This window comes from uncultured Cetobacterium sp., assembly GCF_947039425.1.
Classification (GTDB): Bacteria; Fusobacteriota; Fusobacteriia; order Fusobacteriales; family Fusobacteriaceae; genus Cetobacterium_A.
Genome location: NZ_CAMQYW010000001.1, coordinates 1 through 13622 on the forward strand (window position 1 = coordinate 1; position 13622 = coordinate 13622).

The following is a 13622-nucleotide window of genomic DNA, read 5'->3' on the forward strand; positions in this document are numbered from 1 at the left end:
GAGGATAGGAAGTTGCCAATCTTTTTTTTATTTTTTGTAAAAATCATGTTATAATTTTAGAAAAAAGGGGAGATTATGAAAAAAATAATATTTTTAGATAGAGATGGAACTATAAATGTTGAAAAATCATATTTACATAAATGGGAAGACTTTGAATTTGAAAAAAATGTAATTGTTGGATTAATAGAGCTTAAAAAGTTAGGGTATGAATTTATAGTAGTTACAAATCAATCTGGAATAGCTAGAGGATATTATACAGAGGAAGATTTAACTTTATTAAATAGTAAGATGATAGAAAAATTAAAAGAGTTTGAAATTGATATACTTGATTGTTTTTATTGTCCTCATCATTTGGAAAAGGGGATAGGAAAATATAAAATAGATTGTTCATGTAGAAAACCAAATCCTGGAATGATATTCAAAGGATTAGAAAAATATGAGATAGATATTGAAAATTCATATATGGTTGGAGATAAATTAAGTGATTTAGAAGCGGGAGAAAAAGCAGGTTTAAAATCAATATTAGTAACAACAGGTTATGGAAAAAATATTGAAAAAGAGTGTAATAAAAAATATAGTGTAGCTAAAGATTTATTAGAAGTTGCAAAAATTATAAAATAAAAATAGCACCTTTGTAGGGTGCTATTTTTTAAAATAGTATTTTTATTAAGATAAGGGCAGAAATAACTTGAACACTTCCAACAGCTAAACCATAAAGAGAGGCTTTAGGTCCTTGAGCTATTAGCTCAGCAATTTTAACTCTCATTCCAATTCCAGCAAGAGCTATTATTTCAAATTTTGAAGAAATCGATTTGAAAATTTTAGAGATTTCTATAGGAATTAAACCGATAGAAAAAAGTGAACAAAGAATAAAAAATCCAATTATATACCAAGGAACAGATATTTTATTTTTTTTCTCTTTAGCATAAGTTTCTTTTTCTAAAACAAATTCAGTGTCATTAATAATTTCTTGTTCATCTTGAAAAGAGTGTCTTTTGGCAAAAAACATCACTACAAAAACTAAAAATACAATTCTAACAATTTTAAATATAGTTGCCATTTCTAAAACATGTTCATTGACCATACTTCCAGCAGCAACAACTTGTCCAACCGATTGTAAAATACCACCTAATAAAGCAGATGTTTTTAATGGGTCAAAATTGAAAAGTGTTTTAGCAATTGGAATTAATGCAAACATAAGAACAGTTCCTGTTAGGTTAACAATAGTTATTGATATACCTTTTTCAGCATCTTCAGCTTTAACAACAGGAGCAGTTGCTCCAATAGCAGAAGAACCGCAAACAGCGTTACCACTAGCCATTAAAGATTGGAATTTTTTGGAAAAACCTAATTTTTTTCCTAAAAATATAGCAGCACTAAGGGTAATAATCATTTGAATTAAAATAAATCCAATTCCATTAAAACCTAGTTGAAAAATAGTTTTAACACTTAAAGTTCCACCTAAAAGAACAATTGAATATGATAATAAATCACTTTCAGAAAATTTTGAGCCATCTGCAAACTTTTTTGATTTTGCAAAAGTATTACCGGCTAAAATTCCAAAGAATATAGCTAAAGGAGCACCACCAATACTTGGGATAAATTTACCAAAGAAAACACCTAGTTGAGCTAGAAAAATACAAAGAACAACTCCAGGAATTCTAGATTTAAATTGATTGATATATTTCATTTTACAAATCTCCTTATTAATTTAATTTATTGGTTATTATAACACTTTTTTGTGAAAAATAAAACAATTTTCTGAATCGATATTCAAAAATAAAAAAGATAGCTTCTTTTATACATAAGACCTTAATTTGAAAGGGATTTGAACTACCTATAAAATTGACTATTAAATCTAATTATGGTACTATATGAAATAGTAGAACATAAAAAAAGACTAGGAAGGATAAGGGAATGTTAGGAGATTTATTAAAGAAAATTTTCGGTACAAGAAATGACAGAGAGATAAAAAGAATTAAAAAATTAGTAACATTAATAAACTCGTTAGAACCAGAAATAGAAAAACTTACAGATGAAGAATTAAAAGGAAAAACAGAGGAATTTAGAGAAAGACTTGAAAAGGGTGAAACTTTAGATGATCTTTTAGTTGAAGTTTTTGCTATTGTAAGAGAAGCATCAAAAAGAGTTCATGGAATGAGACATTATGATGTACAATTAGTTGGTGGAATTGTTCTTCACGAAGGTAAAATAACAGAGATGAAAACCGGAGAAGGAAAAACATTAGTAGCAACAGCTCCTGTTTATTTAAATGCCCTTAGTAAAAAAGGTGTCCATGTAATAACAGTAAATGATTATCTAGCACAAAGAGATAGAGAAATAATGGCTAAAGTTTATGATTTCTTAGGATTAACATCAGGAGTAATAATTAATGGTTTAGAAAATGATGCAAGAAAATCTGCTTATTTAGCTGATGTAACATATGGTACAAACTCTGAATTTGGTTTTGATTATCTAAGAGATAATATGGTAAATAGTGCAGAAAATAAAGTTCAAAGACCATTAAATTTCTGTATTGTTGATGAAGTAGATTCAATACTAATTGATGAAGCAAGAACACCACTTATTATTTCAGGAGCAGCTTCTGAAACAACAAAATGGTATGGAATATTTTGTCAAATTGCTTTTAGATTAGAAAGAAGTACAGAAACTGAAAAAATAGAAGCAAAGCAAAAGAAAGAAATGACAATTCCTGATGAACAGTGGGGAGACTATGAAGTTGATGAAAAAACTAAAAATATAGTATTAACAGATAAAGGAATTAGAAATGTAGAACAAATGTTAAATATTGATAATTTATATTCACCAGAGCATGTTGAGTTAACTCATTACTTAAATCAAGCATTAAAAGCTAAAGAGCTATTTATAAAGGATAGAGACTATTTAATAACAGAAGGAGAAGTTATTATAATAGATGAGTTCACAGGAAGAGCTATGGAAGGAAGAAGATACTCAGATGGACTACATCAAGCAATAGAAGCTAAAGAAGGCGTTCATGTAGCGGGAGAAAATCAAACTTTAGCGTCAATAACACTTCAGAATTACTTTAGAATGTATAAAAAATTAGCAGGAATGACTGGTACTGCAGAAACTGAGGCTTCTGAATTTATGCATACATATGGTTTAGAAGTAGTTGTAATACCAACAAATAAACCAATAAAAAGAACTGATTTTCCAGACTTAGTTTATAAAAATAAAAAAGAAAAAATAGATGCAATTATAAAAAGAATAGAAGAGCTTTATATTAAGGGACAACCGGTTCTTGTAGGAACAGCTTCAATTAAAAGTTCAGAAGAACTTTCTAATTTGTTAAAAGATAAAAAAATTCCACATAATGTTTTAAATGCAAAACTTCATGCTAAAGAAGCTGAAATTGTATCACAAGCTGGAAGATATCAAGCTGTTACAATAGCTACAAATATGGCTGGTAGAGGAACAGATATTATGCTTGGAGGAAATCCAGAATTTAGAGCTATGGATGAAATTGGAAATATTGATGTAGTTGAAGCTCCAGGTGTTTTAAATAAATATAAAAAAGAGTGTGAAGAGGAAAAACAAAAAGTTATAAGTCTTGGAGGATTATTTATTTTAGGAACAGAAAGACATGAATCTAGAAGAATAGATAATCAATTGAGAGGAAGAGCTGGAAGACAGGGAGATCCTGGAGCCTCTGAATTTTATCTATCTTTAGAAGATGATCTTATGAGATTATTTGGTTCAGAGAAAATTCAACATGTTATGGAAAGATTAGGATTACCAGAAGGGGAATCTATTCAACATAAAATGATAAATAGAGCGATAGAAAATGCTCAAAAGAAAGTTGAATCTAGAAACTTTGGTATTAGAAAAAATCTTCTTGAGTTTGATGATGTTATGAATAAACAAAGAGAAGCAATATATGCAAGTAGAAATGAAGCTTTAGAGAAAGAGGATTTAAAAGAGACAATATTAGGAATGTTAAAATCTAGTATTTCAGATATCGTTGTGGAAAGATTTGTTGGAGAATATAAAGAAGAATGGGATATTAAAGGTGTAGCTGAACTATTAAAAGAAAAGTATGATTTTGAAATAACAGATTTCGAAGAATATAAAGGATTAACAGTTGAAGAATATGTAGATATTCTTTTCAATAAAATACTGGCTCAGTACGAAGAGAGAGAAAATGAATTGACTTCAGAAATAATGAGAAAAGTTGAAAAATATGTATTGTTTGAAGTAGTAGATTCAAGATGGAGAGAACATTTAAAAGCACTAGATGCTTTGAGAGAAGGAATTTATTTAAGATCTTATGGACAAAAAGATCCGTTAGTTGAATATAAGATAATTTCAGGAGATATGTATTCTAAAATGCTTTCAACTATTAAAACTGAAGTAACATCATATATGTTTAAAGTTGTAGTGAAAAATCCTGAAGATGAAATTCTTGAACCAGGAGATATGGAAGAGTTAGATTATGATTCACCATGTTCTTGTGGAAGTGGAAAAATATACGGAAAATGTTGTGGAAGAGTGTAGGGAGGAATAATGAAAAAGGTTATTTTACTGATAATGATGGCATCTCTTGTAGGATGTAGTGCTTTAAGAAGAAATGACGTAAATATTCAAGAAAAATATAAAATAAATACTGTTGCAATGAAAAATTGGGAAGAAACTTTTGGAAAAGTAATGGTAGGAGAATCTGAATTAGAAGATTGGTATGGAGCAGAAAATCCTATAAAATTCTTGGCTCAAACAGGTAAATTAGATGAAAAACAGGTTAAATTTTTAGATTCTTTAAAAACAGAAAAAACTATAACAGAAGATCAACAAGAAAAGTTTATATCTATTTTAGATAAAATTGTAGATAAGTTACCAAGAGAATATTTTTTAAAGGATGAAAATTTAAAAGATCCAAGTGGACTTGCTAAATATATGGTGACTCAATCATATATTAGATTACAAAATCCATCTAACCATATAAAAGATAAAGTAGCTACACAAGAGGAATGGAATGAGATAATAGCTTATTCTAAGCAAAATGATATGTCAGAAAAAGACACTAAGAATTTCAGAAAACTTTTAAATAGATTTATGAAAAGAAGTGAATTTTTTGATTCAAGATCATGGTATACAATAGAAGTATCACCAAGAATGATCCAAGTAAATAATATTTATAAAAAAGAGGATAAAACAAAATTAGAGAAAAATAATATAAATGCAAAAGCAATGTATATTGCTTATTCTGAGTATTTTTCGAAATTAGATAAATGGGATGATTAAAAAATAAAATTATGGCGCCTTTTTAAGGCGCCATAATTACTTGAAAAGCAAATATTTCTTTTAGGAGGAGTTTATATGAGCTTAGACACTAAATATTATGATTTGCATTTACATACAACTTATTCAGATGGAACTTTTTCTGTAAAAGAACTTTTAGAAAGAGCAAAAAGAAATGGAATGAGTGGAATTTCTATAACTGATCATGACACAATGGATGGAATTGAAGAAGGAATAGAAGAATCTAAAAAAATAGGTATTGATTTTATCCCTGGAATAGAGTTCTCTTGTTCTTTAGAAGGATTAGAAATTCATATATTAGGTTATTTTTTAGATATTCATTGTGAAAAATTAAAAATAAATTTAGAAAAACTTAAAGAAGCTAGAGATGAAAGAAATATTAAAATTGTTAAGAAGTTAAATGATAGAGGACTAAAAATAACTTTAGAAGATATAAAAAAAGAGGCTGTTGGAAATATAGTTAGTAGAGCTCATATTTGTAATGCAATGATGAATAAAGGGTATGTATATTCAAAAGGCGAAGCTTTTAAACAGTATTTAGGAAGAACAGGATCAGCTTATGTTGAGAAAAGAGATTCAAATCCAATTGAAATAATAAAATTAATAAAAGAGTGTGGAGGAATATCTTCTCTTGCACACCCTATTTTTATTTGTGAATCAAGAGAGAAAATAGAGAAGATTTTAGAAAAGTTAATAGATGCAGGATTAGATGGAATAGAAACAAACTATAGTTCTTATACATCAAAAGAAAAAAAATATTTTTCAAAATTAGCAGATAAATATAATTTATTAAAAACTGGTGGTTCTGATTTCCATGGAGAGAATAGAATTGGAATAGATATTGGGAAAGCTTATATTTATGGTGAAGATGTAGAAAAATTTATGAGTAGAAAATAAGGAGGTAAATTATTATGATTATAGTAACAGGAGCTGCAGGATTTATAGGAAGTGCTTATATTTGGAAATTAAATGAAATGGGAATAACAGATATTTTAGCTGTTGATAAATTAAGACATGAAGAAAAATGGTTAAATTTAAGAAAGAGAGATTATACCGACTGGTGTGATAAAGAGGAGTTATTTGATTGGCTTGCAGTTGAAGAAAATGCTAAAAAAGTTACAGGGGTATTACATATGGGAGCGATTTCTGCAACAACTGAAACTGATGGTGACTTATTGATGAAAAATAACTATGAATATTCTAAAAAGTTATGGGAATTTTGTACAAAAAGAGATATAACTTATGTGTATGCTTCATCAGCAGCAACTTATGGTGGAGGAGAACAAGGATATTCTGATGAAGGAACACCAGAAGAATTAAAGAAATTATTACCTTTAAATAAATATGGATATTCTAAAAAGTTTTTTGATGATTGGGCATTTAAACAAAAAGAAGCTCCAAAACAATGGATAGGAGCTAAATTCTTTAATGTTTATGGTCCACAAGAGTATCATAAAGGAAGAATGGCATCAATGGTATTCCATACTTTTAATCAATATGAGGAAAATGGTGGAGTAAAATTATTTAAATCTCATAAAGAGGGATATAATGATGGGGAGCAGCTTAGAGATTTTGTTTATATTAAAGATGTAGTTGATATGCTTTACTTCTGTATGTTTAATAAAGTACCATCAGGAGTTTATAATATAGGAACTGGAAAAGCTAGAAGTTTCTTTGATTTATCTATGGAAACAATGAAGAATGCAAGTGAAAATTTGAAATTAAAATCTGAGCATGTAATTGAATTTGTACCAATGCCTGAGGATTTAAGAGGAAGATATCAATATTTTACAGAGGCATCAATGGATAAGTTAAGAGAAGCAGGATATAATAAACCATTCCACTCTTTAGAAGAGGGAGTAGCAGATTATGTATCTTATTTAAAAAAGGAAGATAGTTACCTATAGGAGGAGTAATGAACCCATTTTTACTAGTTATAATACTAGGAATAGTTGAAGGAATGACAGAGTTTGTACCTGTAAGTAGTACAGGACATATGATACTTGTAGAAAGATTTATAAACTCACCACAGGTATCAAAAGGATTTATGGATAGTTTTTTAGTTATAATTCAATTTGGAGCAATTTTATCAGTTGTTGCTTATTTTTGGAAAGACTTAACTCCCTTTGTGAAGACAAAAGAGGAGTTTAATAAAAAATTATCGTTGTGGAGTAAAATTATTGTTGGAGTTTTACCAGCTGGAGTAATTGGACTTTTAGCAGATGATTATATATCAGAGTTTTTTATGGATAATACAACAATAGTAGCCTCTATGCTGATTTTATATGGAATTATTTTTATTTTAATTGAAAGAAAAAATTTAAAGGGAAATATTAATTCTATAAAAGAGATATCTTATAAACTTGCATTAACAATTGGATTTTTTCAATGTTTAGCAATGATACCAGGGACATCTCGTTCAGGAGCTACAATATTAGGAGCACTACTTTTAGGAGTTTCTAGAGGAGTTGCAGCAGAGTATTCATTCTTTTTAGCAATTCCAACAATGGCAGGAGCAACATTATTAAAATTATTAAAAAATGGGTTGAATTTTACTACTTTAGAGTGGCAATTATTAGGAATAGGGTCAGTTGTATCTTTTGTGGTAGCATATATTGTTATAAAATGGTTTATGGGGTATATTCGTCAAAAGACATTTAAGGTCTTTGGAATTTATAGAATCATTTTAGGTATTTTAGTTTTACTTTTAATGAAATAAAAGAATTGGAGTTGGAGCAGTGTCAATAGTAACAAACTTTCCTCTAAGCGAAAAAAGTGTTGAGGAATTTATAAGAATATTATTACCTGAGGGTATGGATAAAAATATAGTAGCAAAAGCAAAGAATATAAATAATACAATAGAAATTGAAGTTGAAATTGATGGTAAAAAAGGAATAATGATAGAGGAAGATTTTGAACATTTAGTTGAAGATCAGAAAGTAATTATGTTGAAAGGAACTTTATTAAAGGCATATGAAAAGAAATATCCTTGGGGAAGTTTAATAGGAGTTCGTCCTACTAAAATGACAAGAAGATTTTTAAATATGGGATTTCCAAAAGATAGAGTGAAAAAATTATTGAAAAATATGTATTTAGCAACAGATGAAAAGATAGAGCTGTTAATGCAAGTTATAGAAACAGAAGAGAAACTCTTGAATAAAGAAAGAATGAACATGTATATTGGAATACCTTTTTGTCCATCAAAATGTAGATATTGTTCTTTTGCATCTTATGAAATAGGAAGTGCTCTTGGAAGATTTTATAAAAGTTTTGTAGAAACTCTTCTTGAAGAGATAAAACTTGTTGGAGAACTTTCAAGAGAAAAAGATTTTAAATATGAATCGTTATATATTGGCGGAGGAACTCCAAGTACATTGACAGTTGAAGATACAGAAAGAGTTTTAAAGGCTATACATGAGAATATCAATCTGAGTAATTTAAAAGAATTTACTTTTGAAGCTGGAAGAGAAGATGCTATAACGAGAGAAAAATTAGAGGTTTTAAAAAAATATGGTGTTGATAGGGTTAGTTTAAATCCTCAAACCTTTAAAGAAAAAACACTTAAAGACTTAAATAGAATTTTTAATAGAGAACACTTTGATAAAATTTATAAAGATATAAAAGAATTAGGATTTATTTTAAATATGGATATTATACTAGGTCTTCCTGGGGAAAGTATAGAAGATATTTTCAATACATTAAATGAGTTAAAAAAATATGATATTGAAAATTTAACAGTACATGCTTTAGCGAAGAAAAAAGGTTCACCATTATATAGAGAAAACTTTGTTGAGTCAGAGGTAGAAAGAGTTTTAGTTGAGAATAAAATAAAAGAATTAGTTTTTGAAAAGGGAATGAAACCTTATTATATGTATAGACAAAAAAATAGCTTAGATTGGGGAGAAAATGTGGGGTACTCAATACCAGGATATGAGTCTAGATTTAATATAGAAATGATAGAGGAAAATCAACAAACTATGGGTCTTGGTGGAGGAGCTATAAGCAAATCTATGAAAAAAGAATCTGAATATATAGATCAAATAACAAGACTTGTAAATCCTAAAGATCCAGCTTTGTATATTGCAGAGATGAAAATGAGACATTTAAAAAAAATAGAGTTATTTTCAGAATAGGAGAGTTATGAAAAAAATAGTTTTTTTTATGATATTTTTATGTAACATATCTTTGATTTATCCACAATTAAATAGTAGCTTTAAAGTTATTCAAGGAAGAAATACTTTAGATGAAAAAGGAATGCTATTAGATATAAATAGAGCTTCAAAAGCAGATATGTTAAAAGTAAGCATCTCTAAAGGATATGTAGATAAAATAATTGAATATAGAGATATAACTGGTGGTTTTAAAAATCTAAAGGATATGAGAAGAATATCTGGAATTGGTAAAAAAACTTTTGAAAGATTGAAAGTTTTCTTTAAAATATCATCAAATATTACTTTAAAAAATTTTAATATAAATTCTGCAAATTTAAAAGTTTTAAAATACTATGGTTTTAATAAAAAAGAGATAAAAAAAATAGAAATATTTAGAAAAAAACAAAAAATTAGAAATAATAATCAATTTAAAAAAATTATTTCTAAGGAAAAATATAAAGAGTTAAAAGATATTGTATCTTTTTAAAAAGGAGTAAAAATGAGTAAAGTAATTAGAGGAACAACAAAAAGCTCAAGATTTGTTCTTGTAGATGCAAAAGAGATTGTTCAAGAAGCATTAAATATTCACAAATGTAGTCCAACAGCCATAGCTGCTTTTGGAAGATTATTATCTGGGACAGTAATGATGGGAACCACATTAAAAGGAAATGATGTTTTAACACTTAGAACAACAACAGATGGACCATTATCAACAATGATAGCAACTATTAATAAAGATGGAATAAAGGGTTACTTGTCTAATCCAGAGGTAGATTTGCCATCTCTTGAAAATGGACAACCAGATGTTAAAAATTTAATTGGAAAAGGAGTCTTAAATGTAATTAAAGATTTAGGACTTAAAGATCCGTATGTGGGAGTATCAACTATAGAAGATGGAGAAATTGCATATGATATAGCTTATTACTATGTTACGTCAGAGCAAACACCAACTGTTATAGCACTTGGTGTAGAATTAGAAAATGAAAATACAGTTAGATCAGCAGGAGGGTATATGATTCAATTAATGCCAAATGCTGAAGAGAGTTTTATTTCTAAATTAGAAAATAAAATAGGAGCTATAAGAAATATAACTGAATTATTTAAAGGTGGAATGGATTTAGAAAGAATATTACATCTACTATATGAAGATATGGAAGATGAGAATAATACTAAGTTAATAGAAGAATACAGTATTTTAGACACGAGAGAAGTTAATTATGCTTGTGATTGTAATAGTGAAAAATTTTATAAAGGAATAATAACTTTAGCTAAAGATGAATTGGAAGATATATTAAAAGAGAATGGAAATATTGAGGTTCAATGTCATTTTTGTGGGAAAAAATACTCTTTCTCAAGAGAAGATTTAAAAGACGTTTTATAATTAAAGACAAAAAGAAGGTTGGGAACAATCTTCTTTTTTATTATTGCAGTATTGATAATAGTATAAAATTAGAACGTAATAATAAAAATATAGACAAAAATAGATAAATATGGTATATATAAGTACGTTTAAAAATTTAGGACATTATGGAGGGGGAAATGATTAAATTAATAGGAATATTAATTATATTAGTAGGATTTGTTATTAAGTTAGATACAATTGCCGTTGTATTAGCAGCAGGAGTAGCTACAGGATTAGTTGCAGGAATAGATTTTGTTGAAATTTTAGAGATTTTAGGAAGTGCTTTTATTCAAACAAGATATATGACATTATTACTTTTAACTTTAGCAGTTGTAGGAATATTAGAAAGAAATGGTCTTAGAGAAAGAGCTTCAATTTGTATATCAAATTTAACAGGAGCAACAGCAGGAAAAGTTTTATCAATATATGTTTTTATTAGAATGGTAGCAGCAGCTTTATCAATAAGACTTGGTGGACACGTTCAATTTATAAGACCGCTAATTTATCCTATGGCTAAGGGAGCTATAGAAAAAAATGGAGGAATAACAGAGGAAATTGATGAGGATTTAAAAGGATATACAAATACAGCGGAAAATTACGCTAATTTTTATGGTCAAAATGTGTTTGTTGCTTCAGCAGGAGTTCTTCTTATTGTAGGAACTTTACAAGAATTAGGAGTTAAAGTAGAGGCATATTCAGTATCTAAAGCTTCTATTCCAGTTGCCTTAGTAGCTTTATTACTTTCGTTTATTCAATATTATCGTATGGATAAGAAATTTGAAAAAATGAAAGAAAATAACAAAAGCAAATAGGAGGAGCAATGAATATAAAATTAATGTTAGAAATGATGTATGTGTTGTGTGGAATTGTTTTAATTGTAAGTGGAATTTACTCAATAATAGATAAGGAAAATCCCAAGAGAATAGGATCAGGAATGTTTTGGTTTATATTTGGATTTTTATTTATTGGAGGACCATATATAAGTCCAGTTGTAGTAGGAGCATTACTTTTAGTTATGGGAGTACTAAGTGCAACGAAACAAGTATCTATGGCTAATTTTACAAATAGTAGTGAAAAATTCAGAGTTGAACAAGCAAAGAAAATAGGAAATAAATTATTTGTTCCAGCTATAATGATAGGAGTTGTAGCATTTTCAGTAGCACAATTTACAAATTTAGGTGGACTTATAGGATTAGGATTAGGAGCTATTACAGCTTTAATTATAGCAATGGTTGTAACTGGTGAAAAAGTTGATAAGATTCCATATGATTCAAGTAGAATACTTCAGCAAATGGGAGTAACAATTGTTTTACCACAACTTTTAGGATCTTTAGGTTCAGTTTTTTCTAAAGCGGGAGTAGGAACAGTAATAGCTGATTTAATGGGAAGTGTGGTACCAGAAGGGAATCAACTAGTAGGGGTAGTTGTTTATTGTTTAGCAATGGCAATATTTACTATGATAATGGGAAATGCCTTTGCAGCCTTTGCAGTTATAACAGCAGGAATAGGATATCCATTTGTAATAGCTCAAGGAGGAGACCCAGCAGTGGTTGGTGCTATGGGATTAACAGCAGGATACTGTGGAACACTATTGACACCTATGGGAGCTAATTTTAATATAGTACCTGCTTCTATATTAGAGATGAAGAATAAAAATGGAGTTATTTTAAAACAAGTAGGTGTAGCATTACCATTACTGTTTATTCATATATTTTTAATGTATATGTTAGCATTTTAATTTAAGGAGGGGAAGATGAAAGTATTAATAACAGGGTTTGATCCATTTGGAGGAGAAAGTATTAATCCAGCATGGGAAGCAGTAAAAGGAATAAAAGGAAATATTGGAGAGATAGAAGTATCTAAATTACAAATACCAACAGTATTTAAAAAATCATCAGAACTATTATTTAAAGAGATTGAAAAAATAAATCCAGATGTAGTAATTTGTGTTGGGCAAGCTGGAGGGAGATATGATATTTCAATAGAGAGAATTGGAATTAATATTGATGATGGTAGAATAGCTGATAATGAAGGAAATCAACCAATTGATACAGAAATATATGAGGATGGAGAAAATGCATACTTTACTAATTTACCAATAAAGGCCATGGTAGAAGAGATTAAAGGAGCAAAGATACCTGCTTCAGTTTCAAATACAGCTGGAACATTTGTATGTAATCATATAATGTATTCTTTACTTTATTATATAAATAAAAATAATTTAAATATAAAAGGTGGATTTATTCATGTTCCATTTATACCAGAACAAGTGGTAGAAAAAAAGAATATGCCATATATGGAGATAAGTACAATAACAAAAGGATTAGAAAAAGCTATTGAAGCTTTATCTAAGTATGAAAAAGACATAAAAGTAACAGGTGGGAAAGAGTTTTAATAAGAAAAGACTAGTTTAAAAAACTAGTCTTTTTTATTTTCTATAACTCCTAGAATTTCATCTAAATCAAGCATAATAAATTCTAAACCGTCAGTATTGATTTGGAAGCCAGAAGAATTTTTAAAAATAATAGAGTCATTTACATTAAATTGTTCGATTATTTCTGAATTTTCACTTAAAGATATTATTTTTCCAAGACTGTAAGTTTTTTCTGTATTTGTTGCTAGAAGAAGAATTCCGCTAGTTGTTTTTTCTTCTTGTTGTATTTTTTCAATTAAAACTCTTTTTCCAATAGGTTTAATATTCATAGTTCCTCCTAAAGATCTTTTATTAAACTTTAACAAAAAAAATAGAAAAAATCAAATAAGATAAAAAG

The 13622-nt window shown here is 28.3% G+C and carries 14 protein-coding genes; 12 read left to right on the forward strand and 2 right to left on the reverse strand.

The features are described from left to right. Window positions 1-75: 75 nt before the first annotated feature. On the forward strand, window positions 76-621 hold the full coding sequence (gene gmhB / locus Q0V09_RS00005) for a D-glycero-beta-D-manno-heptose 1,7-bisphosphate 7-phosphatase (RefSeq protein ID WP_297406032.1): 546 nt from the start codon (window positions 76-78) through the stop codon (window positions 619-621). Window positions 622-649: 28 nt separating this feature from the next. On the opposite strand, the gene Q0V09_RS00010 is transcribed toward gmhB, so the two are convergent. Then, window positions 650-1690: a putative sulfate exporter family transporter gene (locus tag Q0V09_RS00010; RefSeq protein WP_297406031.1), complete on the reverse strand. Its 1041-nt coding sequence runs from the start codon at window positions 1688-1690 to the stop codon at window positions 650-652. Window positions 1691-1917: 227 nt separating this feature from the next. On the opposite strand from Q0V09_RS00010, the gene secA reads away from it, so the two are divergent. The 11 genes from secA (at window position 1918) to pcp (ending at window position 13246) form a co-directional block, all read left to right on the forward strand. Then, window positions 1918-4536, forward strand: coding sequence for a preprotein translocase subunit SecA (gene secA / locus Q0V09_RS00015; protein WP_297406030.1), 2619 nt, complete (start codon window positions 1918-1920; stop codon window positions 4534-4536). A 9-nt stretch (window positions 4537-4545) separates the two neighbouring features. Beyond that, window positions 4546-5280 carry a hypothetical protein gene (locus Q0V09_RS00020; protein ID WP_297406029.1) on the forward strand — a complete coding sequence of 245 codons (735 nt, stop codon included), beginning with the start codon at window positions 4546-4548 and terminating at the stop codon, window positions 5278-5280. 75 nt (window positions 5281-5355) lie between these two features. Continuing rightward, window positions 5356-6195 carry a PHP domain-containing protein gene (locus tag Q0V09_RS00025; RefSeq protein WP_297406028.1) on the forward strand — a complete coding sequence of 280 codons (840 nt, stop codon included), beginning with the start codon at window positions 5356-5358 and terminating at the stop codon, window positions 6193-6195. A gap of 14 nt (window positions 6196-6209) precedes the next feature. Then, window positions 6210-7205 carry an ADP-glyceromanno-heptose 6-epimerase gene (gene rfaD, locus Q0V09_RS00030; protein WP_297406027.1) on the forward strand — a complete coding sequence of 332 codons (996 nt, stop codon included), beginning with the start codon at window positions 6210-6212 and terminating at the stop codon, window positions 7203-7205. Between the two features lie 8 nt (window positions 7206-7213). Beyond that, on the forward strand, window positions 7214-8017 hold the full coding sequence (locus Q0V09_RS00035; RefSeq protein WP_297486640.1) for an undecaprenyl-diphosphate phosphatase: 804 nt from the start codon (window positions 7214-7216) through the stop codon (window positions 8015-8017). Window positions 8018-8036: 19 nt separating this feature from the next. Continuing rightward, window positions 8037-9431: a coproporphyrinogen III oxidase gene (locus Q0V09_RS00040; RefSeq protein ID WP_297486643.1), complete on the forward strand. Its 1395-nt coding sequence runs from the start codon at window positions 8037-8039 to the stop codon at window positions 9429-9431. A 7-nt stretch (window positions 9432-9438) separates the two neighbouring features. Continuing rightward, window positions 9439-9936, forward strand: a complete 498-nt coding sequence (locus Q0V09_RS00045; protein WP_297486645.1) for a helix-hairpin-helix domain-containing protein — start codon at window positions 9439-9441, stop codon at window positions 9934-9936. 12 nt (window positions 9937-9948) lie between these two features. Further along, window positions 9949-10830, forward strand: a complete 882-nt coding sequence (gene hslO / locus Q0V09_RS00050; protein WP_297486648.1) for an Hsp33 family molecular chaperone HslO — start codon at window positions 9949-9951, stop codon at window positions 10828-10830. Window positions 10831-10988: 158 nt separating this feature from the next. Continuing rightward, the gene (locus tag Q0V09_RS00055; RefSeq protein WP_297405982.1) at window positions 10989-11663 is read left to right on the forward strand and encodes a DUF969 domain-containing protein; all 675 of its coding nucleotides are present in this window, start codon (window positions 10989-10991) and stop codon (window positions 11661-11663) included. A gap of 8 nt (window positions 11664-11671) precedes the next feature. Then, the gene (locus Q0V09_RS00060) at window positions 11672-12589 is read left to right on the forward strand and encodes a DUF979 domain-containing protein (protein WP_297405981.1); all 918 of its coding nucleotides are present in this window, start codon (window positions 11672-11674) and stop codon (window positions 12587-12589) included. Window positions 12590-12604: 15 nt separating this feature from the next. Then, a complete protein-coding gene (gene pcp / locus Q0V09_RS00065; RefSeq protein ID WP_297405980.1) occupies window positions 12605-13246 on the forward strand; it encodes a pyroglutamyl-peptidase I in 642 nt (213 codons plus the stop codon). Window positions 13247-13269: 23 nt separating this feature from the next. Here pcp and Q0V09_RS00070 read toward each other — a convergent pair whose 3' ends face one another. Beyond that, window positions 13270-13554, reverse strand: a complete 285-nt coding sequence (locus Q0V09_RS00070; RefSeq protein WP_297405979.1) for a co-chaperone GroES — start codon at window positions 13552-13554, stop codon at window positions 13270-13272. Window positions 13555-13622: the final 68 nt, after the last annotated feature.

Coding starts and splice junctions, on each gene's coding strand:
- gmhB (WP_297406032.1), top strand. CDS start 76: ATGAAAAAAATAATATTTTTAGATAGAGATGGAACTATAAATGTTGAA.
- rfaD (WP_297406027.1), top strand. CDS start 6,210: ATGATTATAGTAACAGGAGCTGCAGGATTTATAGGAAGTGCTTATATT.
- pcp (WP_297405980.1), top strand. CDS start 12,605: ATGAAAGTATTAATAACAGGGTTTGATCCATTTGGAGGAGAAAGTATT.
- Q0V09_RS00020 (WP_297406029.1), top strand. CDS start 4,546: ATGAAAAAGGTTATTTTACTGATAATGATGGCATCTCTTGTAGGATGT.
- Q0V09_RS00055 (WP_297405982.1), top strand. CDS start 10,989: ATGATTAAATTAATAGGAATATTAATTATATTAGTAGGATTTGTTATT.
- Q0V09_RS00010 (WP_297406031.1), bottom strand. CDS start 1,690: ATGAAATATATCAATCAATTTAAATCTAGAATTCCTGGAGTTGTTCTT.
- Q0V09_RS00070 (WP_297405979.1), bottom strand. CDS start 13,554: ATGAATATTAAACCTATTGGAAAAAGAGTTTTAATTGAAAAAATACAA.
- Q0V09_RS00060 (WP_297405981.1), top strand. CDS start 11,672: ATGAATATAAAATTAATGTTAGAAATGATGTATGTGTTGTGTGGAATT.
- Q0V09_RS00035 (WP_297486640.1), top strand. CDS start 7,214: ATGAACCCATTTTTACTAGTTATAATACTAGGAATAGTTGAAGGAATG.
- Q0V09_RS00025 (WP_297406028.1), top strand. CDS start 5,356: ATGAGCTTAGACACTAAATATTATGATTTGCATTTACATACAACTTAT.
- Q0V09_RS00045 (WP_297486645.1), top strand. CDS start 9,439: ATGAAAAAAATAGTTTTTTTTATGATATTTTTATGTAACATATCTTTG.
- hslO (WP_297486648.1), top strand. CDS start 9,949: ATGAGTAAAGTAATTAGAGGAACAACAAAAAGCTCAAGATTTGTTCTT.
- secA (WP_297406030.1), top strand. CDS start 1,918: ATGTTAGGAGATTTATTAAAGAAAATTTTCGGTACAAGAAATGACAGA.